This is a genomic window from Actinocorallia herbida, from assembly GCF_003751225.1.
In the GTDB taxonomy this organism is placed as follows: domain Bacteria; phylum Actinomycetota; class Actinomycetes; order Streptosporangiales; family Streptosporangiaceae; genus Actinocorallia; species Actinocorallia herbida.
Map to the genome: position 1 here is coordinate 3,175,150 of NZ_RJKE01000001.1, position 20,271 is coordinate 3,195,420.

General features: G+C 74.3%; 14 protein-coding genes and 1 pseudogene. 3 read left to right on the top strand and 12 right to left on the bottom strand.

What is annotated here, in order from left to right:
- Nucleotides 1-67 precede the first annotated feature (67 nt).
- The gene (locus EDD29_RS14820; protein ID WP_170201411.1) at nucleotides 68-3,268 is read left to right on the top strand and encodes an ATP-binding protein; all 3,201 of its coding nucleotides are present in this window, start codon (nucleotides 68-70) and stop codon (nucleotides 3,266-3,268) included.
- Here the strand turns inward: EDD29_RS14820 and EDD29_RS14825 are convergent.
- The gene (locus EDD29_RS14825) at nucleotides 3,258-3,851 is read right to left on the bottom strand and encodes a TetR/AcrR family transcriptional regulator (protein ID WP_123664968.1); all 594 of its coding nucleotides are present in this window, start codon (nucleotides 3,849-3,851) and stop codon (nucleotides 3,258-3,260) included. The genes EDD29_RS14820 and EDD29_RS14825 overlap by 11 nt on opposite strands.
- Nucleotides 3,852-3,952: 101 nt before the next feature.
- On the opposite strand from EDD29_RS14825, the gene EDD29_RS14830 reads away from it, so the two are divergent.
- A complete protein-coding gene (locus tag EDD29_RS14830; protein WP_123664969.1) occupies nucleotides 3,953-5,359 on the top strand; it encodes an FAD-dependent oxidoreductase in 1,407 nt (468 codons plus the stop codon).
- A 10-nt stretch (nucleotides 5,360-5,369) separates the two neighbouring features.
- On the opposite strand, the gene EDD29_RS14835 is transcribed toward EDD29_RS14830, so the two are convergent.
- Nucleotides 5,370-6,311, bottom strand: coding sequence for a pyridoxamine 5'-phosphate oxidase family protein (locus tag EDD29_RS14835; RefSeq protein ID WP_123664970.1), 942 nt, complete (start codon nucleotides 6,309-6,311; stop codon nucleotides 5,370-5,372).
- A gap of 132 nt (nucleotides 6,312-6,443) precedes the next feature.
- Between EDD29_RS14835 and EDD29_RS14840 the strand changes: the two genes are divergently transcribed.
- Nucleotides 6,444-7,145 carry a hemerythrin domain-containing protein gene (locus tag EDD29_RS14840; RefSeq protein ID WP_170201412.1) on the top strand — a complete coding sequence of 234 codons (702 nt, stop codon included), beginning with the start codon at nucleotides 6,444-6,446 and terminating at the stop codon, nucleotides 7,143-7,145.
- Here EDD29_RS14840 and EDD29_RS14845 read toward each other — a convergent pair.
- The 10 genes and pseudogenes from EDD29_RS14845 to EDD29_RS14885 all read right to left on the bottom strand — a co-directional run bounded on the left by EDD29_RS14845 (nucleotide 7,130) and on the right by EDD29_RS14885 (nucleotide 20,186).
- Nucleotides 7,130-10,357: an ATP-binding protein gene (locus EDD29_RS14845; RefSeq protein ID WP_170201413.1), complete on the bottom strand. Its 3,228-nt coding sequence runs from the start codon at nucleotides 10,355-10,357 to the stop codon at nucleotides 7,130-7,132. The two genes, EDD29_RS14840 and EDD29_RS14845, sit on opposite strands and share 16 nt — an antisense overlap.
- Before the next feature lie 95 nt (nucleotides 10,358-10,452).
- Nucleotides 10,453-13,821 carry a pyruvate carboxylase gene (locus tag EDD29_RS14850; RefSeq protein ID WP_123664973.1) on the bottom strand — a complete coding sequence of 1,123 codons (3,369 nt, stop codon included), beginning with the start codon at nucleotides 13,819-13,821 and terminating at the stop codon, nucleotides 10,453-10,455.
- Nucleotides 13,822-13,992: 171 nt separating this feature from the next.
- On the bottom strand, nucleotides 13,993-14,904 hold the full coding sequence (locus tag EDD29_RS14855; RefSeq protein ID WP_123664974.1) for an LLM class flavin-dependent oxidoreductase: 912 nt from the start codon (nucleotides 14,902-14,904) through the stop codon (nucleotides 13,993-13,995).
- A gap of 94 nt (nucleotides 14,905-14,998) precedes the next feature.
- Nucleotides 14,999-15,478, bottom strand: a complete 480-nt coding sequence (locus EDD29_RS14860; protein WP_211359726.1) for a MarR family winged helix-turn-helix transcriptional regulator — start codon at nucleotides 15,476-15,478, stop codon at nucleotides 14,999-15,001.
- Nucleotides 15,479-15,648: 170 nt separating this feature from the next.
- Nucleotides 15,649-16,194 carry a DUF4352 domain-containing protein gene (locus EDD29_RS14865; RefSeq protein ID WP_170201414.1) on the bottom strand — a complete coding sequence of 182 codons (546 nt, stop codon included), beginning with the start codon at nucleotides 16,192-16,194 and terminating at the stop codon, nucleotides 15,649-15,651.
- Nucleotides 16,195-16,378: 184 nt separating this feature from the next.
- A complete protein-coding gene (locus tag EDD29_RS14870; protein ID WP_123664976.1) occupies nucleotides 16,379-16,834 on the bottom strand; it encodes a PPOX class F420-dependent oxidoreductase in 456 nt (151 codons plus the stop codon).
- An 84-nt stretch (nucleotides 16,835-16,918) separates the two neighbouring features.
- The gene (locus tag EDD29_RS14875) at nucleotides 16,919-17,758 is read right to left on the bottom strand and encodes an aldo/keto reductase (RefSeq protein WP_123664977.1); all 840 of its coding nucleotides are present in this window, start codon (nucleotides 17,756-17,758) and stop codon (nucleotides 16,919-16,921) included.
- An 81-nt stretch (nucleotides 17,759-17,839) separates the two neighbouring features.
- On the bottom strand, nucleotides 17,840-18,736 hold the full coding sequence (locus EDD29_RS14880) for an amidohydrolase family protein (protein WP_246052773.1): 897 nt from the start codon (nucleotides 18,734-18,736) through the stop codon (nucleotides 17,840-17,842).
- A 265-nt stretch (nucleotides 18,737-19,001) separates the two neighbouring features.
- Nucleotides 19,002-19,193 (bottom strand): annotated as a pseudogene (locus EDD29_RS48090) (DUF7639 domain-containing protein); the annotation flags it as partial.
- A gap of 42 nt (nucleotides 19,194-19,235) precedes the next feature.
- Entirely contained in the window at nucleotides 19,236-20,186 is a 951-nt protein-coding gene (locus tag EDD29_RS14885; protein WP_123664979.1) for a LysR family transcriptional regulator, read from the bottom strand.
- Nucleotides 20,187-20,271: the final 85 nt, after the last annotated feature.

The window sequence follows — 20,271 nt, forward strand, 5'->3', positions numbered from 1 at the left end:
TTCGATGGCATCCCACTTGCGGTCCGAAGGTGCGAAAGCCGCAAGCGGGACGGTGGATCATGGGGGCATGACCCCCGTTCCGTTCCGGGTGCTCGGTCCGCTCGAGGTCGCCGACGCCGCAGGCACGCCCGTCAAGCTCGGTGGCGGCCGCCGGACCCTGCTGGCGCTGCTGCTGTCCGAGCCCGGCAGGGTCGTGTCGATGGACCGGATCGCCGAGGCGCTGTGGCACGGCAGCCCGCCCCCGTCCGCGCACGGCGCCGTCCTCGCGCACGTCTCCCACCTGCGCCGCGCGCTCGACCCCGGCCGCGCGGGGCCCAGCCGGATCGTCACACGCGCCCCCGGCTACGTCCTCACCGCCGAACCGGCCGAGCTCGACGCCCTGCGGTTCGCCGACCTCCTCGGGGAGGGCGAGGCGAAGCTGGCGGACGGTGACGCCGCGGGGGCGCTGCGCCGGCTGGGCGAGGCGCTCGGCCTGTGGCGGGGTGGACCGTTCGCCGGAATCGAGGCCGACCCCGAGCTCGCCGTGCGCGTCGCGGAGCTGGAGGAACAGCGGCTGCGCGCGGTGGAGCTGCGCACCGAGGCGCTGCTGCGGCTCGACCGCACCGCCGAGGCCGCCGCCGAGGCCGAGACGCTGGTCCGGGAGCGGCCGCTGCGCGAGCGGTCGTGGGAGCTGCTGATGCGCGCCCGCTACCGGGACGGCCGCCAGGCCGACGCGCTCACCGCATACCAGGAGTGCCGCGACCTCCTCGACGCCGAACTCGGCCTCGAACCGGGACCCGCGCTGCGCGACCTCCAGTTCGCGGTCCTGCGCCGCGACCCCGCCCTGGACGCCGTGCCCGCGCCCGCGATGCCGGAACCGGAGTCGCGGCTCGTCGGACGGGAGCGCGAACTCGCCGCGATCGCCGACGCCGTCGCCGGGGCCGCGCGCGGAAGCGGGCGGATGGTGCTGCTGGAGGGCGAGGCGGGCATCGGGAAGACCTCGGTCGCCGAAGCCGGCGCGGCCCGCGCGCGCGGTGTCCGGGTCGTGTGGGCACGGACCGTCGAGGACCTCGGCGCGCCCGCGCTCTGGCTCTGGGAGCAGGTCCTCGCCGACCTGGGCCTGCCCGCGCGTCCCGCCCTCACGGCCGACGGGGACGGCACGGCGGACCCCGCGGTGGCGCGGTTCCGGCTGCTGGAAGGCGTGGTCCGAGCTCTGCTCGCGGCAGTCCGGGAGCGGCCGCTGCTGCTGGTGCTCGAAGACCTCCAGTGGGCCGACGCCGGCTCGCTCCAGGTGCTGCGGCTGCTCGCCGCGCGGCTCGGCACCGCGGCGTGCTCGGTCGTCGCGACGAGCCGCGAAGGGGACGCCGCCGACCCGTCCGCGCTGGACGCCGCCCGCACCGCGCTCGGCCGGGAGCGGGCCGTCCGGCGGATGTCGCTCCGGCCGTTCTCCCTCGCCGAGGTCGAGGAGTTCCTGGGCGAGGACCGCGAGCACGCCGACGTCCTGCGGGAGAGGACCGGAGGCAACCCCTTCTTCCTGACCGAGATGGTGCGGTTGCTGTCCGGACGGGACGCCGCGGCCGAGGACGGGCCCGTGCCCTCGACGGTCCGGGACGTCGTCGAGCACAGGTTCCAGCGCCTGCCCGTGGCGACCCGGCGGGTCCTGCGGCTCGCCGCCCTCGCCGGGGCCGACCTGGACCCGCGCGTCCTCGGCCACGCCGTCTCCGGAGAGGTCACCGAGGCGCTGGAGCCCGCGCTACGGGCCGGACTCCTCCAGCACGATCCGGACGACTGGAGCTGGCGGTTCGCGCACGACATCGCCCGCGACGCGCTCGCGTCGGCGCTCAGCCCCGTGCACAGGGCCGAACTGCACGGGCTGCTCGCCGACGCCGTCGCCGCGGTCTACGGCGGTGTCCCGCAGCACGCCGAGGAGCTGGCCAGGCACCGGTTCCACGCGGCGCGGGGCGGCGCGTCGGAGGCCGCCTACCTGGCTTGCACGGAGGCCGCAGACCTGGCCCGCCGCCGCCTCGCCCCCGACCAGGCGGCCCGGCACCGCGAACGCGCGCTCGCCGCGCTGCCGCCGGGCGACGACCGGCGCTTCGCCGCCCTCATCGCGCTCACCGAGGAGCAGCGGCTGTCCGGCGACCTCCAGATCGCCTTCGCCACCTTGGACGAGGCGCTGGCCGAGGCCGGCGGCGACCGGGAGCGCGCCGCGCGGGCCGCGGGCGTCCTCGGTTGGGTGACGCTGTGGAACTGGCGTCCCTTCGGCGTCGTCGATCACGCCATGGCCGACCGGCTGCGTGATCTCCTGACCGACGAGCACGGGCCGCGCCGCCGCGCCGAACTGCTCGGCACCCTCGCCGTCGAGCTGTACTACGGGCCCGAGCGCGTCGACGGGCGGGCCGAGGCACTCGCCGCCGAGGCCGTGGGGCTGGCGCGCGGGCTCGGTGATCCGGAACTGCTCGGCAGGGTGCTCAACAACCACGTCATGGCCGCCTGGACCCCGGAAGCCGACGACCGCCGTCTCGCCTCGCTCGACGAGTCCCTGGCCCTGGCCGGGAAGGGCCTGCCGCGCGCCACCGAGGTCGTCGCGCGGATGCACCGGCTGACCCTGCACCTGCGGCACGGCAGGGCCGCGGAGTTCCGGGCGGACCTGGAGGTCTGCGCGGCCCTCGCCCCGACGCTCGGGGTCACCGAGATCGAGGTCCAGACCGATTACCAGCGGGCCTGCTTCGCCGCGCTCCAGGGCGACTGGGAGACCGCAGAGGAGATCGGCGCCCAGGCGTTCCGCACCCACCGCAGGACCAGCATGTGGGGCGCGCTGTTCGCGCACCGGATGCAGCGGGTCGCGCTCGCCTACGCCCGCGGCCGCGAAGCCGACCTCGCCTCCCTCGCCGACGAACTCGCCGAAGCCGCCGTGCGGGACGAGCACGCGGTGCTGCGCCCGACGGCGGTCCGGCTGCTCACCGACCTCGGCGAGCACACCCACGCCCGCACCCTGCTGCGCCGCTGGGGTCTGGACCGCCTCCCCGACGCCCACGACTGGCACTCCGACTTCCAGCTCGCCGAACTCGCCGCCACGGCCGCCGCCCTCGGCGTCCCCGACCCCGCCGCGGCCTACCGCGCCCTGCTCCCCTTCGCGGGCCGCCTGGTCGTCGCGGGCAGCGCCCTGGCCTGCCGCGGCTCCTTCCACCGGATCCTCGCCGACCTCGCCGACCGCCTGGACGAACCGGAGGCCGCCGCCCGGCATCGTGCGGCGCCGCCGCCGCCCTTCCCTGCGTTCACTCCCTGAGGTCGGCCGTCCCGTCGGCGCGGTCGAGGCCGCCGGTGAGGTAGCGCTGGAGGGTGGGGCCGAGCCAGGCGATGACCGTCTCCCGGCTCATGGCGACGACCGGGGGCAGCCGCAGCAGGTAGCGGGTGAACGCCAGGCCGAGGACCTGGGTGGCGATCAGGCCGGCCCGGGTGGCGGGCGCGTCGGGGGCGACCGCGAAGACCGCGGGGGCGAGCTGGACGGTGAAGATCTCGCGCATCCGGTCGGCCGCCGCCGGGTTGGTGACGGCCGCGCGCAGCAGCGCCTTGAGCGCCTCGTCGTGCTCCCAGCGGTCCATGATGTGCGCCGCGACGGTGCGGCCCAGCTCGTCCGGCGGGACGTGCGCGGCGTCGGGGAGACGGAGGTCGAACTCGGCGGCGGCGGCGAAGAGCTTGTCCTTGCTGCCGAAGTACCGCATGACCATGGAAGGGTCGATGGCCGCGTCCGCCGCGATCGCGCGGATCGTGGCCCGCTCGTACCCGTCCTCGGCGAAGCGCTCGCGCGCCGCGTTGAGTATCGCTTCCTTGGTGGCGTCCGAGCGCCGTGCCTTGCCCGCCTTCTCCATGCCGTCGATGGTAGGCCAACAAGCGTTGACACCGCTCCTTCGCGGTGTTCGAATAATGCCAACGGTCGTTGACCAACAGGCGTTGACCCAAAGGAGGAGTCATGGCCGAGGTGATCGTGGTGGGGGCCGGACCCACCGGACTGCTGCTCGCGGGGGACCTGGCCGAGGCCGGGGCGGCCGTCACGCTGCTGGAGCGCAGGGACGGGCACATCTCCAACCTCTCCCGCGCGTTCGGCGTCCACGCCCGGACGCTGGAGCAGCTCGACGCGCGCGGACTCGCCGACCGGCTCGTGGCGACCGGCGCGGCGCTGCGGCGGCTGCGGCTGTTCGGGCGCCTGGAGGTCGACCTGGGCGGGCTGCCCAGCCGCTTCCCCTACCTGCTCGTCACCCCGCAGTTCCACGTCGAGGAACTGCTCCTGGAGCGGGCGCTGAAGGCGGGCGCCGAGATCGTGCGGAATGCCGAGGTCACCGGTCTGGAGCAGGACGGCGCCGGCGTCACGGTCACGACCCCCGGTGGGACGTACCGGGCGGACTACGCGGTCGGGGCCGACGGCTTCCACAGCGCCGTCCGGCGGCTTCTCGGCCAGCCGTTCCCGGGCAGGTCCGTGCTGAAGTCGATCATGCTGGCGGACGTGAAGGTCACCGAGGAGCCCACCGAGACCCTGACCGTCAACGGCGTCGGCGACTCCTTCGCGTTCATGGCCCCGTTCGGCGACGGCTACTACCGGATCTTCGCCTGGGATCGCCGCAGTTCCGTCCCCGACGACGCCCCGCTGAGCCTCGAGGAGGTCCGCGATGTCGCCCGCCGCGCGCTGGGCACCGACTTCGGAATGCACGACGCGCGCTGGCTGGCCCGCTTCCACAGCGACGAGCGGCAGGTGCCCGACTACCGCGTCGGGCGCGTCTTCCTGGCCGGCGACGCAGCCCACGTCCACTCGCCCGCGGGCGGCCAGGGCATGAACACCGGCCTCCAGGACGCCGCGAACCTCGGCTGGAAGCTCGCCGCCGTGCTCCGCGGCGCGCCCGATGGGCTCCTGGACACCTACCAGGCCGAGCGCCACCCCGTCGGCCGGGCCGTTCTGCGCAGCAGCGGCGCGATCATCCGCGGCGCGATGATCGAGTCGCCGGTCGGCAGGGCCGTCCGCGGGCTCGTGGCGCGCGCGGCCCTGGCCGTCCCGCCCGTCCTGGCCGGGCTCATCGGGCAGATCAGCGGCGTCGGCTTCGCCTACCCCCGGCCGGCCGGCGCGCACGAGTTGGTCGGCACCCGCGCCGCCGACGTCCCCCTCACCGACGGGACCCGCCTGTACGAGGCGCTGCGCGGCGGCCGCTTCGTCGTCCTCGGCGCCGCCGACGTCACCGGCTGGGCCGACCGCGTCCGCACGGCCCATGCGCTCACCCCCGACGCCCCCCTCGTCCTCGTCCGCCCCGACGGCTACCTCGGCTGGGCGGGTAAGGACCCCGCCGGTCTCCGCGCCGCGCTGACCGCCCTCGCGGGCGCCCCTTCCTGAGGAGAGGGCGTCAGAGGCGGCGGACCTCCGGGACCGGCTGGCCGCGGCGGGCCGCCTCGGCCCGGATCCGGTGCCGCAGCTGCCTGCCGTGCGTCAGCAGGGAGACCATGCGCTTGAGCGGATGCTCGGGCAGGCTCCAGTCGGGCAGCGCCCGCTCGACGGTGACGGAGAGGAGGTCGCCGCCTCGGGCGGCGGCCCTGCCGAGCAGCACCACGTTCTCCTGCCACTTGAGATCCGGATCGTGCCTGTCGAACGTCAGGCAGACCGGACCGGACGCGGCGGCGATCCCGGCGGGCAGGGTGAGGTCGTAGCCGGTCGCGGTGCGGGTGAACGCGCGCGCGGGCACCGTCACCGGGAGGCCGTCACCGGTCAGGGACACCAGCGGACGGCCCAGGCCGAGGGCGCGGTCGGCGTAGGGGCGCCAGTCGGCGGGAGGCGCCGAGCGGCCGGGCAGCCGCCCGCCGGAGGGGGCCGGGTCCGATACGGGGGCAGCGGTGCCGGGCGGGCCGGTCCAGACCTCAGGCGCGCGGCTCAGGTCGCCGCCCGGCCACCAGGTGATCCGCTCGGGCTCGACCTCCACATAGATCCGCGCGAAGTACCAGGCGCACCGCTTGAGCACGAACCAGGGCGCCCCCGCGAGCGCGTCGGGGAACTTGGCGGCGGACTCGCGGACGTACCGGTCGGTGTTCGCCTGGAGGTCGGCGTCGCGGACCGCCGCGCGGCCCTGCACCAGCACCACCGGATCCCCCTCGAACAGCAGCGCGACGCGCGGGTCGCGCCGGGCCCGCTCCGCCTTGTCGGGATAGGCGAGACCGGTGCTGACGTCGATCGTGCCGTCCGGTCCCGGATAGGGCGTGACGGGCCAGCTGACGGGCCGCCCGTCCCGGGTGAGCGAGGTGTAGGCGCAGGCCGCGGCGTCCTGGAACACGGCGGCGGGAAGCGTGAGTGTCATGCCGGGAACGCTAAGGACCACGACTTGCGCCCTTCTTGGGGTCCGTTTGCCAGAACCGCCCAAGAGCGGGCCCCCACGATGGCGCCGTCCGCACCGCACCGAGAACCCGCAGTACCGAGAAGGAGCACCGCCATGCAGGCCGCCGCGCCCCCGCACCTCCCGCAGATCACGCTGCCAGGCCAGGCCGCCGCCGCGCCGGGACCGCTCGACATGGGCAACATGTACCTCGCCCACTACGGCTTCCGCCGCGACCTCGGCCGGCTGATCACCGCCGTAGGCCGGGTCCGGCCGGACGACCGCCGCCGCGTCGCGGCGCTGCGCGAGCACCTCGGCTGGGTGCTGTTCGTGCTGCGCCACCACCACACCGCGGAGGACGAGGCGATCTGGCCGCTGCTGCGCGACCGGGCGCCCGAGGCCCGCGGCACGATCGACGCGCTGGAGGCCGAGCACGCGGCCTGCGACCGCTGGATCCTCGAGAGCACCGACGCGTTCCGGGAGTTCGAGGGCAGCCCGGCCGGGGAGGCCGGGGAACGGCTCATGACGGCGCTGCGCGGGCTGGCCGACGCCCTCGGCGCGCATCTGGCGCACGAGGAGACCGAGGGCATCCCGCTGATGATGGCCCACATCGCGCCGGCGGAGGACGCGGCGATGCACAAGGCGATCTCCAGGAGGTTCGGCCCGGGCAAGATGATCACCTTGCTCGGCTGGCTCACCTCCGAGCTGCCCCCCGACGTCGAAGAGCACCTGCGCCGGACGTCGCCCAAGCCGATGCTGCTGCTCCACCCCCTCGCCGCGCGCCGCTACCGCCGCCGGGCCGCCTACCTGTGGGGCTGACGCAGCTCGCGCTCCACCCGCTCGGCATGCGCGGTGTGCCGCCGCGCCGCCTCGGCGTCGCCCAGCGCCCCGGCGAGCTGCGCCAGCGACCGGCTGACCGGCCACATCAGCAGGCTCAGCCCGGACATCCCCATGCGGTCGGCGTACGGGGTCGCCTCCGCATAGAGGGCGGCGCAGGCCGTCCGGTCGCCCAGCGCCGACCAGACCTCGCAGCGCATGACGAGCCAGAACAGGTACACGAACGTGCGGGGGAGCGGCGGCTGCCGCTCCCACGGGCCCAGCGCCGCCCGCGCCTCCTCCAGGCGGCCCGAGACGACGAGGTGGTGGGCGTGCCCTTCGAGGTTGAACCGGTCGAGCTGCTCGTGCTCCACGACCTGCGGCGCCCGCGGCGCGTCGCCGCGGCGCAGGCGCGCGAGCCCGACCTGGTAGGCCGCGCCCGCCGCGCTCGACTCCGCGCCCCACATCGAGGTGGCCCGGTGCTCGGCTTCGGTGGCCGCGAGCAGCGCCTCGGCGGCCGCGAGGTCGTCGTGGTGGAGCAGCACGCCGATCCGCAGCCAGCCCAGCATGACGCGCACGTACGGCAGCCGGGCACTGCCGACCAGGAGCTCCGCCTCGGCCAGCGCGTCGAGGGCCTCCGGCACCCGGCACAGCTCCAGCAGCGACCCGCCGTGGCAGGTGAGCCCGATCGTGCGCAGCTCGTCGTCGCCGGACTCCAGACCGGCGCGGGCCATCTCCGCGCCCGCCTCCAGCCGCTGGTGCGCCGAGTCCGGGTCGAGCAGCGCGTAGAAGCGGGCGAACAGCACGCGGCCCAGGAGCGTCGCGTCCTTGGCGGCGCGGGCGAGCCGCACCGCCTCGGCGCTCCAGCGGTCCCGGTCGGCGGGGGAGCACCCCGGCTGGTAGTACGTCTGGACCGCCAGGCACGCCAGCACCCGGGCCCGGTCCACCGGCGCCAGCGCGTCGTCGGCGGCCAGGGCGCGCAGATCCGCGATGAGCTCGGCGTCATGGTCGCCGTAGACCTTCCAGGGCTGGAGGACGCGGCCGCCGTAGCCCGTCGCGGCGTCGATCCACCGCCGCCGGTCTCCCGCCCGCGCGGCGAGGCGGCGGATCCGTGCGAGCTCTGCCTCCTGGCCGAGGGAGTCGCCCGCGCCGAACCGCGCTTCGGCGAGTGCGAACAGCAGGTCCATCCGTTCAGCGGGGTCCGGATCCGGGTCGTCGTCGGCCACGCGCACCGCGCGTTCCAGCAGGTCGACGGCCGCGTCGTAAGCGCGCAACCGCTTGGCCTCCTCCGCGGCCCGCCACGCCGCCCGCCAAGCGCGCGCGGCGTGGCCCGCGGGGATCGCCTCGAACCAGTGGTGGGCGGCGGCGGCCAGCCGGTCCGAGACCGCGCCGCCGCCGCGCGCCTCGATCGCGGAGGCCACGGCGGCGTGCAGCCGCGCCCTGCGCAGCACCGGCACGACCTCGGTCAGCGCCTCCTGCACCAGCGCGTGCACGAACAGGAACCGGCCGGGCCGCCCTTCGGCGACCAGACCGGCGGCCAGGGCGGGCTCCAGCCCGTCCAGCGCCGCGTCCAGGCCGAGTCCGGCGGCCTCCGCGACGATCGCCGCGTCGAACTCCCGGCCCGCCACGGCCGCCGTGCGCAGCAGCTCGGCGGACGGCGCGGGCAGCCGGCTCACCCGGCCGAGGACGACGTCCCGGACGCCCAGCGGAAGAGCACGGCCCCCCGACGATCCGGCTTCGAGATAGCGCAGCAGCTCCGTGACGAAGAACGGGTTGCCGTTCGTCCGGTGCCGGAGCGCGCGCACGTCGGTGCCCGCCGGGGAGAGCTCGGCGAGGTCGTCCTCGGACAGGCCGGGCAGGTGGCACCGGACCGCGCCGCGGCGGGCCAGCGCCTCGCACGCCTCGGCCAGCGCGCCCTCCGGCACCGGATGGTCGCGTGCCGTGCCCACCACGGCGAGCCTGCCGTCCCGGACGTTCTGGGCCAGGTACTCCAGCAGCCTCAGCGACGACCGGTCGGCCCAGTGCAGGTCGTCCAGGACCACCAGCACCGGCCCGGGGCCCGCGGCCAGCGCCTTCGCGGCGGCCTCGTAGGTGCGGAACCTGGCCCCTTCGGGGTCGGTCCCGGTCGCCGAGCCGACGCCGGGCAGGTTCGCGCGCACGTCGGCGGGCAGCGGAGGCGACGTGTCGGCGAGCCGCTCCAGCACCGTCACCCAAGGCCAGAAGGCGGGCGCCCCCTCCGTCGCGGCGCACCTCCCCACCGCCACCGTGAAGCCGCGGGCGCGGGCCCGGCCCGCCAGCTCCTCGGTGAGCCGGGTCTTGCCGATGCCGGGCTCCCCGGTGATCAGCGCGAATCCGGGGGTCCCCGCGGCGGCGGACCGCAGCAGCCCGTCCAGCGCGGCGAGCTCCGTCCGGCGGCCCGCGATCCCGGCGAGCCGCGGCTCCGGGGCGGGCGGACGGGCGGGCAGCAGCGAGGGGGACTGGCCGAGGATGTCACGCTCCAGCGCGCGCAGCCGGTCGCCGGGGTCGACGCCGAGCTCCTCGGCGAGGACGCGGCGCGCCGTGCGCAGCGCCTCCAGCGCCTCGCCTTGGCGGCCGCTCCGGTACAGCGCCAGCGCGCGCAGGGCCCACAGCCGCTCACGGAGAGGGTGCTCGTACGTCAGCGCCTTCAGCTCGCCCAGCACCTCATCGTGGCGGTCCTGCCGTACGACCGCGTCCACCCGCAGTTCGCGGGCCCGCTCCCAGGCCTCGGTGAGCCGCACCCGGACGGCCGCGGCGTGGTGCCCGTCCCCGAGGTCCTGGTAGGGCTCACCGCGCCATAGCGCCAGCGCCTCGTCCGCCAGCCGCTCGGCCTCCGCGGGCCGTTCGGCCTGCTCGGCCCGCCCGACCAGCCGCAGGAACCGCGCCGCGTCCACCTGCCCGGGGTCCACGGCCAGCGTGTACCCGACCGGCCCGAACACCAGCCGGCTCTGCGCCCTGGCCGTCCGTCCCGGCTCCAGTGACCGCCGCAGATTCGACACGTACGAGTGCAGCGACGCCTGCGCCTCCGCCGGCGGCTCCTCCCCCCACAGCCCGTCGATCAGCGCCCCCGACCCGACCGGCCGCCCCTCCGCCAGCACCAGCAGGCACAGCAGCGCCCGCACCTTCAGCGGCCCGACCCGGCACGGCCCTCCGTCGTCCCCGACGACCTCCAACGGCCCCAGCACCCGGATGTCCACCCCACGAGGGTAGAACCCCTCCCGCCCCGCCGACAGTGCCCGCCGCCCTTTGGCGCCGCGCGGCCCGGGCGGGTGCCGGGCCGCGCGGCCGCGGGTCACTCCAGGACGACGAGGAGGTCGCCCGCCTCGACCTGGGACGGGCCGGGCACGACGACGCGGGCGACGGTGCCGTCCACGGTGGCGGTGATGGCGGCCTCCATCTTCATGGCCTCGATGAGGGCTACGGCGTCGCCCGCCGCGACCCGGTCGCCGGGGGAGACCTTCGCCGTGACGGAGCCGGAGAAGGGGGCCGCCACCTGGCGGGGGTCGGCCGTGTCGGCGCGCTCCGCGCGGGGGGTCTCCGGGGCGACCGAGCGGTCCCGGACGGTCAGTGTGCGGATCTGGCCGTTGACGGTGCAGATGACCTGGCGGCAGCCCGCCTCGTCGAGTTCGCCGACCGCCTCCACGGAGGTGAGGACGCGTACGCCGGGTTCGAGGTCGAAGGTCACCTCCTGGCCCGGCCGGATCCCGTAGAGGAACGCGCCCGTCGGGAGGACGGACAGGTCCCCGTACGCGGCCCGGGACTCGGCGTAGGCCTTCGCCGGGCCCGGGAAGAGCAGCCTGTCGAGCGTTGTGCGGACGTCCGTTCCATTGAGCGCCTTCTCCTCCTCTTCGGTGAGGTCGGCCTTCGGCGGAGTGTACGTCCGGCCGCGCAGCGCCGCGCCGCGGAACGGCTCGGGCCAGCCGCCGGGCGGGTCGCCGAGCTCCCCGGAAAGGAACCCCACGACGCTGTCGGGCAGGTCGAAGGCCGCGGGGTCCGCCGCGAACCGGGCGGGGTCGGCGCCTGCGGCCACCAGATGGAGTGCCAGGTCGCCTACGACCTTGCTTGACGGAGTCACCTTCACGAGCCGTCCGAGGATCCGGTCCGACGCCTCGTACAGCCGCTCGATCTCCTCGAACCTGTCGCCGAGGCCGAGCGCGACGGCCTGCTGGCGCAGGTTGGACAGCTGCCCGCCGGGGATCTCGTGCCGGTAGACCCGCCCCGTCGGCGCCGGGAGGCCCATCTCGAACGGCGCGTACAGCCGCCGCACGGCCTCCCAGTAGGGCTCCAGCGCGAGGACCGCGTCGAGGTCGAGGCCGGTGGCGCGCTCGGTGTGGTCGGTGTGCGCGACGATCGCCTGGAGCGGCGGCTGGCTCGTCGTCCCCGACAGCGGCGACGACGCCCCGTCCACCGCGTCCACGCCGGCCTCGATCGCGGCGAGGTACGTCGCGAGCTGGCCGCCCGCGGTGTCGTGGGTGTGCAGGTGGACGGGCAGGTCGAAGCGCGCGCGCAGCGCGGTGACCAGGGTGCGGGCGGCGGGCGCGCGCAGGAGCCCGGCCATGTCCTTGACGCACAGGACGTGCGCCCCCGCCTCGACGAGCTGCTCGGCGAGCCGCAGGTAGTAGTCGAGTGTGTAAAGGCGCTCGGAGGGCGAGGAGAGGTCGCCGGTGTAGCACAGGGTGCCTTCGGCGATCGCGTGCGTGTGGAGCACCGCGTCGATGGCCGGGCGCATCCGCTCGACGTCGTTGAGCGCGTCGAAGACGCGGAAGATGTCGACGCCGGTCTTCGCGGCCTCCGCGACGAACGCCTTGGCGACCGCGTCAGGGTAGGGCGTGTACCCGACGGTGTTGCGGCCGCGCAGCAGCATCTGCACGTTGGTGTTCGGGGCGGCCTCGCGCAGGGAGGCCAGCCGCTCCCACGGCGACTCGCCGAGGAACCGCAGCGCGACGTCGTAGGTGGCGCCGCCCCACGCCTCGATCGACAGCAGCTCCGGCAGGGTCCGCGCGACGTGCGGGGCGGCCCGCAGCAGGTCGGCGGTCCGCACCCGGGTGGCCAGCAGCGACTGGTGGGCGTCCCGGAACGTCGTGTCGGTGACGGCCAGCGCGCTCTGCCCGCGCAGCCCTTCGGCGAAGGCCTTCGGCCCGAGGGCGAGCAGGAGATCCCGCGATCCCCGCGGCATCGGCCCGCCCGGCAGCGGCGGAAGCTTGACCGCGGGGTCGAGCTCGGTGGGCGCGTCGCCGTAAGGCTTGTTGACGGTGACGTCGGCGAGGTACCGGACGAGCCTTGTCGCCCGGTCGCCGCTGGACCGGGCCGTCAGCAGCTCGGGGTGGTCGGCGATGTAGGCGGTCGTGACGCCTCCGGCCCGGAAGTCCGGCTCGTCCAGCAGGGCGAGCAGGAACGGGATGTTGCTGGCCACTCCCCGGATCCGGAACTCCGCGACGGCCCGGGCCGCGCGGCGCACCGCCTCGTCGAAGGTCCGGCCGCGGGTGGTGAGCTTCACCAGCAGCGAGTCGAAGTGCGGGGAGACCTCCGCGCCCGCGTAGGCGGTGCCCGTGTCGAGCCGGACGCCCGCGCCGCCGGGGGAGCGGTAGGCGGAGATGCGCCCGGTGTCGGGGCGGAAGTCCCTGGCCGGGTCCTCGGTGGTGATGCGGCACTGCACGGCGAACCCGGAGACGGTCACCTCGTCCTGGCCGATGCGCAGGTCGTCGAGGGTCGCGCCGCCCGCGATGCGCAGCTGCGCCTGGACGAGGTCGATGCCGGTGACCTCCTCGGTCACGGTGTGCTCGACCTGGATGCGCGGGTTCATCTCGATGAAGACGTGGTCGCCGCGTTCGTCCACCAGGAACTCGACGGTCCCGGCGTTGACGTAGCCGACCTCGCGGGCGAAGGCCACGGCGTCCGCGCAGAGCCGCCGCGCGACCAGCGGGTCGAGCCCGGGCGCCGGTGCGATCTCCACGACCTTCTGGTGGCGGCGCTGCACCGAGCAGTCGCGCTCCCGCAGGTGGACGGTGTGCCCCGTGCCGTCGGCGAGGACCTGGACCTCGATGTGCCGGGGCCGGTCGACCGCCTGCTCCAGGAAGACCGTCGCGTCGCCGAACGCGCTGATCGCCTCCCGGCGGGCCGACTCGACCGCTTCGAGCAGGTCCTCGCGCCGGTCCACCCGGCGCAGGCCGCGCCCGCCCCCTCCGGCCGCCGCCTTGACGAACAGGGGAAGCCCGACCTCGTCGGCGGCCTCCAGCTCGCGGCCGGGCTCGGGTGTCACCGACCGCAGCACGGGCAGTCCGGCCCGGTGCGCCGCCGCGACCGCCTCGATCTTGTTCCCGGCGAGCCGCAGGACGGCGGCGGGCGGCCCCACGAAGACCAGGCCCGCGCGTTCGCACGCCTCGGCCAGCTCCGGGCTCTCGGACAGGAACCCGTAGCCGGGGTAGACGGCGTCCGCGCCCACCCGCAGCGCCGTCGCGACGATCTCCTCGACGTTCAGGTAGGCGCGGACCGGGTGGCCCGGCTCGCCGATCGGGTACGCCTCGTCGGCCTTCTGCCGGTGCAGGGAGAACCTGTCCTCTTCGGCGTAGACGGCGACGCTCGCGATGCCCAGCTCATACGCGGCGCGGCAGGCGCGCACGGCGATCTCGCCGCGGTTGGCGACCAGCAACTTGGTGATCATGCCACTGCTCCTCGTCGTCGGTTACCAGCGACGGTCACATGACCGGCGCCCGCGCGAGAAGCAAGCCGCCGGGTAAATAAGTGAAATCTGTGCCGTAAGTGATGAATTACCGAAAGATGCCCAAGTCTCTACCGAGAGTGGTGCCCGGACGGCGCGGCCGGCATGCGCGGTTCAACGCTCCTTGGCGATCGCTTCGCGGACCGCGGGGGCGATCTCGCGGGCCCAGCGGCCGAGGGACGCGTCGTCGTGGGCCGCGTGGCCGGGCGGGAACAGGAGGAAGCCGGAGGCGCGGTGGTCGAGGACCGCGGTGGTGAGTTCGTCGGCCCATTGGGCGGGCGAACCGCCGATCCAGCGGCCGTCGCGGTCGCGGGTGGCGGGCAGTGGGCGTTCGGTGATGCGGCCGGGGAGGTTGAAGACCGTGCGGATCTCCCGCGGATCACGGCCGGCGGAGCGGGCGGCCTCGTCGATGAGGGGGCGGGAGGCCCGGTAGCGCTCGCTCAGCCAGTCCGCCGCGTGGCCGGGAATCCAGCCGTCGGCCACCCGGCCCGTCGCGCGCAGCGAGGAGGGGCCGACCGAGCCGGTCCACACCGGCGGGGCGGGCTCGGGGGACGGCTCGATCCGCTCCACCTGGTAATGGCGGCCCTGGAAGGTGACGGGCGGGCCGCCCCCGGACAGGAGCTTGACCAACGTGATCGCCTCCTCGAAGGCCTCGACCGCGGCGCCCGGGGAGAGGCGCGGCACGCCCATGTCGGCGATCCGGTCCCACAGCCCGCCCGCGCCCATGCCGAGCACGACCCGGCCGCCCGAAAGGGCCGACAGCGACGTCACCGTGCGGGCGAGCATGGGCGCGGGCCGCGTCGGCAGGTTGGTGACGTTGGCCAGCCCCGCGATGCGCTCGGTCCGTCCGAGCAGGAAGCCGAGTGCCGCGTAGGCGTCCACGCGGGAACCGAGGTACGGGTGGTCGGAGACGGAGAACAGGTCGAGCCCGTCGCGGTCGGCCCGCTGGACCGCGCGCAGCAGTTCCGGCGTCTCGTCGAGGCCGGTGTGCCCGCCGAAACCGAAGTGGACTTCTGGAGTGGACATGCGTGCGCACCTCGCGAGATAGAAGTTCGTACCACGAACAGTATTAGTTCGTGGTACGAACTTCAACCCCGTGGCGCCATCCGGGTGCCGCCCGCTAGGGCTCCCGGCTCGCGGGCTCCGCCTCGGACGCGGCGAAGACCGCCGGGACCTCGTTGTCCACGATGACGCGGCCCAGCAGCCCGGCGAGCACCTCGCGCTCGGCGGGGTCGAGTCCTGTAGCGAGCGCGTCGACCCGGCGGCAGGTCTCGGCGTAGAACTCCTCGGCGAGCGAGGCGCCGCGCGCGGTGAGCGAGACCCGTACCGCGCGGGTGTCCCGCGGCTCGGGCTCCCTCCTGACCAGGCCGTTGCGCTCGGTCCTGTCCACCAGCCCGGTGAGGCTGGACTTGGCGAGCCCGAGCGTCGCGCCCAGCTCGCCCATCCCGTACGGCTGCCCCATGAGCACGCACAGCAGCTGCCCCTGCTGCTGGGTCAGCCCGAACTCCCGCGCCGACTCCACGTACACCGCGTTCACCAGGAACGTCGCCCGCACCAGCGCCGGCACGATCCCGATCCGCTCTTCCAGACCCTTTCCCATCCGCCGAGAATACCTTCCGGCATCGGGAAATTCGCAGGACGAACTGCCCCGCGTCTCCCGGATCCGCCGCTCGGCCGCCCGCGCGGCGGACTCGCCCGGAGGCGCGGACGGCCCCGCCGTCCGGGGGGACGACGGGGCCGGGGCGGTGCTGAGCCCGGTTCAGCCGGAGATCAGTTCAGCTTCCATTCGCCGGTCTGCGGTCCCATGCCGCTGTCCAGGGTGATCTGGAGTCCGGCCGGCTTGACCTTCTTCGGCATCTCGAAGACGACCCAGCCTTTCCGCTTCTTTCCAGGGGCCATTTTCAGGTTGTCGACGATCGGCCCCGCCGAGATCTTGGTGAGGATCGTGGTGTTGTACTCCTGGCCGTCGGCGTCGAGGAGTACCGAGCTGGTCAGGAGCGAGTCGTCGTACACGACGGTGCCGACGTTCTCCAGGGAGATCTGCACGGCGACGAATCGGTTCCCCTTTTCGGAAGGCTTGAATCCGTCGGTGGCCTTGACCGTCTTCGGCGGCTTCAGCACGGTGATCGCGACTTTCAGATTATCGTCCATGCCCTTCAATGTGATCTTGTCCCCGACCTTCGCGGACGACGGCGCACCCTGCTCCTGCCCGGTGCCGCCGCCCCCGCCGTCAGGATTGGTCGTCACCTCGGCCGGGGCGCATCCGGACAGGCCGAAGACGAGCGCGACGGCCAGCATGAAAAAGGACTTCTTCACAGAGTTCTCCGAAACACGAGTCGACGCATGAGGCATGCCGACACTAGAGCTTTTCGAGTGGTGGCTCTGTGCTCGGTGACGCACATGTGCTCGTGTTCGCGGAGTGGCGGGTTGACGTATTCCCTTGATATGTACAACCGGCGATCGCGGCCGGGAACTTAACGCAAAAATGCCCCGGAGCGACTCAACCGGCGGGTGGGAAACCACCGGTGGCGACCGGACCCCAGGAATCGATGGTGATGCGGATCAGGGATTTGTTCTGGCGGGCCATGGCCTCGCGATAGTCGTCCCAGTCCGGGTGCTCCCCGGCGATGCAGCGGTAGTAGTCGACCAGACCTTCGAGGGCCTCGGGCATGTCGAGGACCTCGGCCTGCCCGTCGACCTGGACGTAGGGGCCGTCCCAGTCGTCGGAAAGGACGCAGATCGACACCGCCGGGGTGCGCCGCGCGTTGTGCGCCTTCGCGCGGGACGGGTAGGTGGAGACGACGACGCGGCCCTCGGCGTCCACCCCGCAGGTCACGGGGGACATCTGCGGGGTGCCGTCGGACTTCGCGGTGACGAGGACGCCGTGGTGCCGGGTGCGCAGAAAGTCCAGGAGCGCGGCGCGGTCCACGCGGTCGGCGGTGGCGATACGAGGCATGGGAAAAGGCCCTTTCGGGTGGTGTGGAAAAGAGATCGCGGCACGGGCTCGGAGCGGCCGAAGCGCGTCCCGGAAGCCCGGCCGTCAGGGGATCCAGTCGAAGGTGTCCGGGTCGGGGCCGACGCGCCCCGCCTCGCCCTGGTCGAGGGCGTCGATCGCGGCGGTCTCGGCCTCGGTGAGTTCGAAGTCGAAGAGCGCGAAGTTCTCGTCCATCCGGGCGCGGTGCGTCGACTTGGGGAAGATCACGTCGCCCCGCTGGATGTGCCGGCGCAGGATGACCTGCGCGTTGGTCCTGCCGCGTTCGTCCGCGATCCGCGCGATGACCGGGTCGTCGAGGACCTTGCCCTGGCCGAGCGGCCCCCACGCCTCGACGATGACGCCGTGCCGCAACGACGCCGCGCGGGCCGCCTCGTTCCCGAAGTACGGGTGGACCTCGATCTGGTTGACGGCCGGGGCGACGCCGGTCTCGGCGATGATCCGGTCGAGGTGCGCGGGCTGGAAGTTCGACACGCCGACGCTGCGCAGGCGTCCGTCGGCGACGAGTTCCGTCATCGCCCGCCAGGTCGAGACGTAGTCGCCGTCGTACCGGGTCGGCAGCGGCCAGTGCATGAGGAACAGGTCGAGCCGCTCGACGCCGAGCCGCCGCAGCGTCTCCTCGAACGAGGCGCGCACGTCGTCGGGCCGGTGGCTGTCGTTGTTCAGCTTGCTGGTGAGATAGATCTCGTCGCGCGGGATGCCGGAGGCCGCGACCGCCCGGCCGACGCCCTCCTCGTTGCCGTACATCTGCGCGGTGTCGATGTGCCGGTAGCCCGCCTCCAGGGCCTGGCCGACCGTCTCCGCGGTCTGCTCCGGCGGCACGAGGTAGGTGCCGAAACCGAGCTGCGGAATGGTCGTCTCGTCGTTGAGCGTGATCGTCGGAACCATGTCTCCCACCGTAACCGTGGACGCCCAGGTCAGCGACGTGCGGGCGGTGCCGATGACCGAGATTTCACCTTCTGTACCGGGCTAGAGCGCGAAGAGGGCGGCGGCGTTGTCGTGCACGACGGAGCGGAGCCAGGCGTCGCCGAGGCCGAGCCGGGCCAGGGACTCCAGGGAGTGCAGGTAGGGGTAGGGGATGTTGGGGAAGTCGCTGCCGTGCAGGATCCGGTGCTGGAGCGCGCGAAGCCGGGAGAGGTCGGCGGCGGGGAACGGCTCGGTGAAGTCGGGGAAGTCGGTGAAGGCCATCGTGGTGTCGAGGCGGACCTCCGCGTACCGGTCGGCGAGGTCGAGGAACGCGGTGTACTCGGGCATACCGAGGTGCGCGACGATCAGGGGCAGCCGCGGGTGGCGGGCGAGGACCTCGCCGATCGGCCCCGGCCCGGTGAAGTTCCCGGGCACCGGCCCCGACGCGCAGTGCGCGACGACCGGCACACCCGCCTCGGCGAGCAGCCCCCAGACCCCGTCGAGCAGCGGGTCGCGCGGGTCGTAGCCGCCGACCTGGAGGTGCGCCTTGAAGACGCGGGCGCCGCCCTCGATCGCGTGGCGCACGTAGTCCACGGCGCCGGGCTCGGGGAAGAACGTCGCGGTGCGCAGGCAGTCGGGGGTGCGGGCGGCGAAGTCCGCGGCCCAGGAGTTGAGCCACCCCGCCATGTCCGGCTTGTGCGGGTAGACCATCGCGGTGAACGCGCGGACGCCGAAGGACCGCAGGGCCGCCAGCCGCTCGTCCTCGTCGGCCCGGTACCGGATCGGCCAGGCCACCCCGGTGAGCGGCCCCACCCCGTCGAAGTAGGCCCACACCTTGTCCATCACGTTCTTCGGAAGGAAGTGCGTGTGCACGTCGATGACCCCGGGCAGCCCCAGCCGCTCCCAGAACCGCACGACCTCGGCCGCCTCGTCCACCACGTCCCACCGATCTCCGCTCACCCGAGCGACGGTACTGAACCGCCGGCCCGGAACGCCCCCCGGCCCCCCGCCGCGCAGGCCCGGCAGGCGTACACGATCGTGGGGTACGTGCGGTCGCCGTGGGAGACGGGGAGGGGAACTCGTTGCGGAGCGCCCGCCCGTGGAGGTCGGTCGGCCGTTCCGTCGGAGGGTTCATCTGCTGGTGGAGGGCGATCGCCGGGGACCCCGTCGCGGACGGGTCGTCGGCGTGCAAGGACGGCCAGGGCTTCGCGCTCCTCGGGCGGGCCCTGTCGCCGGCGCGGAAGTACTCCAGGACGGACTCGCGCGTCTCGGGCATGGTGATCGGCCCGTCGCCGCCGACGGGTGCGCCCAGGTCCGTGGCCGGCGTGCGGAGCGGGATGTCCTGCCGGTCCAGGTCGCCCAGGACGTGGACGCGCCGGTACGCCGGAATCGCGGGATACGGCCTGCCCCACGTCATCCCGGCACGCTCACGCCCGCTTCCGCCCTCCGCCCGCGGATGTCAGCGCCGCGAGGCGGGCGGGGTGTCCGCGGTGAGGGCGGAGGGCCAGCGGCCTTCGTGGACGGTGGCGTGGACCTGGGTGGTGAGGAGGGTCGCGACCGCGGTGACGGCGGGGGACGAACGGGCGGCGCGGGAGGTGCCCAGGACGAGGGCGCGCCAGACCTCGGGGTCGCGGAGCGGGGAGGCGGTGAGGGTGCCGTCGCGGACGTCGGCGGCGATGCCGATGCCGGGGAGGACCGTCCAGCCGTGGCCGCCGAGGACGAAGAGCTTCTGGAGGCGCATCGAGTTGGTCTGGACGGTGATGTCGAGGCGCTCCCCGGCCTTGGCCGCGGCCGCGTCGACGAGCGCGCGCAGGCCGCTGCCCGCGGCGGGCATGACGAGCGGGTGGCGGGCCACCTCGGCGAAGGGCACCGGTTCGTCGGGGCGCAGCCCGGCGGACGGCGGCGCGACCACCCACAGCTTCTCCCGGACCAGGGGGCGGGCGTTCAGCGGAGGCGCGGCGGCGAGGTCGTAGAGGAGGCTGACGTCCACGTCGCCGTCGTCGAGCCACTGCTGGAGGTAGCTGGAGTAGCCGGTGAGGACGCGCAGCTCGATGCCGGGATGGTCGTGGGCGAGCGCGGCGACGAGGCGTTCGGCGAGGAGGTCGGCGGAGCTCTCCAGCAGGCCGACGGTGACGATCCCGGTGATCTCCCCGGGCGCGGGCTGGATCTCGGCGCGGGCGCGGTCCAGCTCCGTCAGCGCGCGGCGGGCCCGTTCGATGAGCTTCGTCCCGGCCTCGGTCGGCCGCATGCCCTGCCGGGTCCGCTCGAAGAGCGTCACCCCGAGTTCCCGCTCCAGGCCGCGGATCTGCCGGGTGACGGCGGGCTGGACCAGGTGCAGCAGCTCCGCGGCCCGCGTGACGCCGCCGACCTCGGCCACGGTGATGACCGCCCTGAGCTGCTTGAGATCCATCCCGGGCCTCCTTCTGCCATCGCGCCGACGCATGATCCCATCAGGAAATGCTATTTCACTTTCGCTCCCATCATCACTGATGATG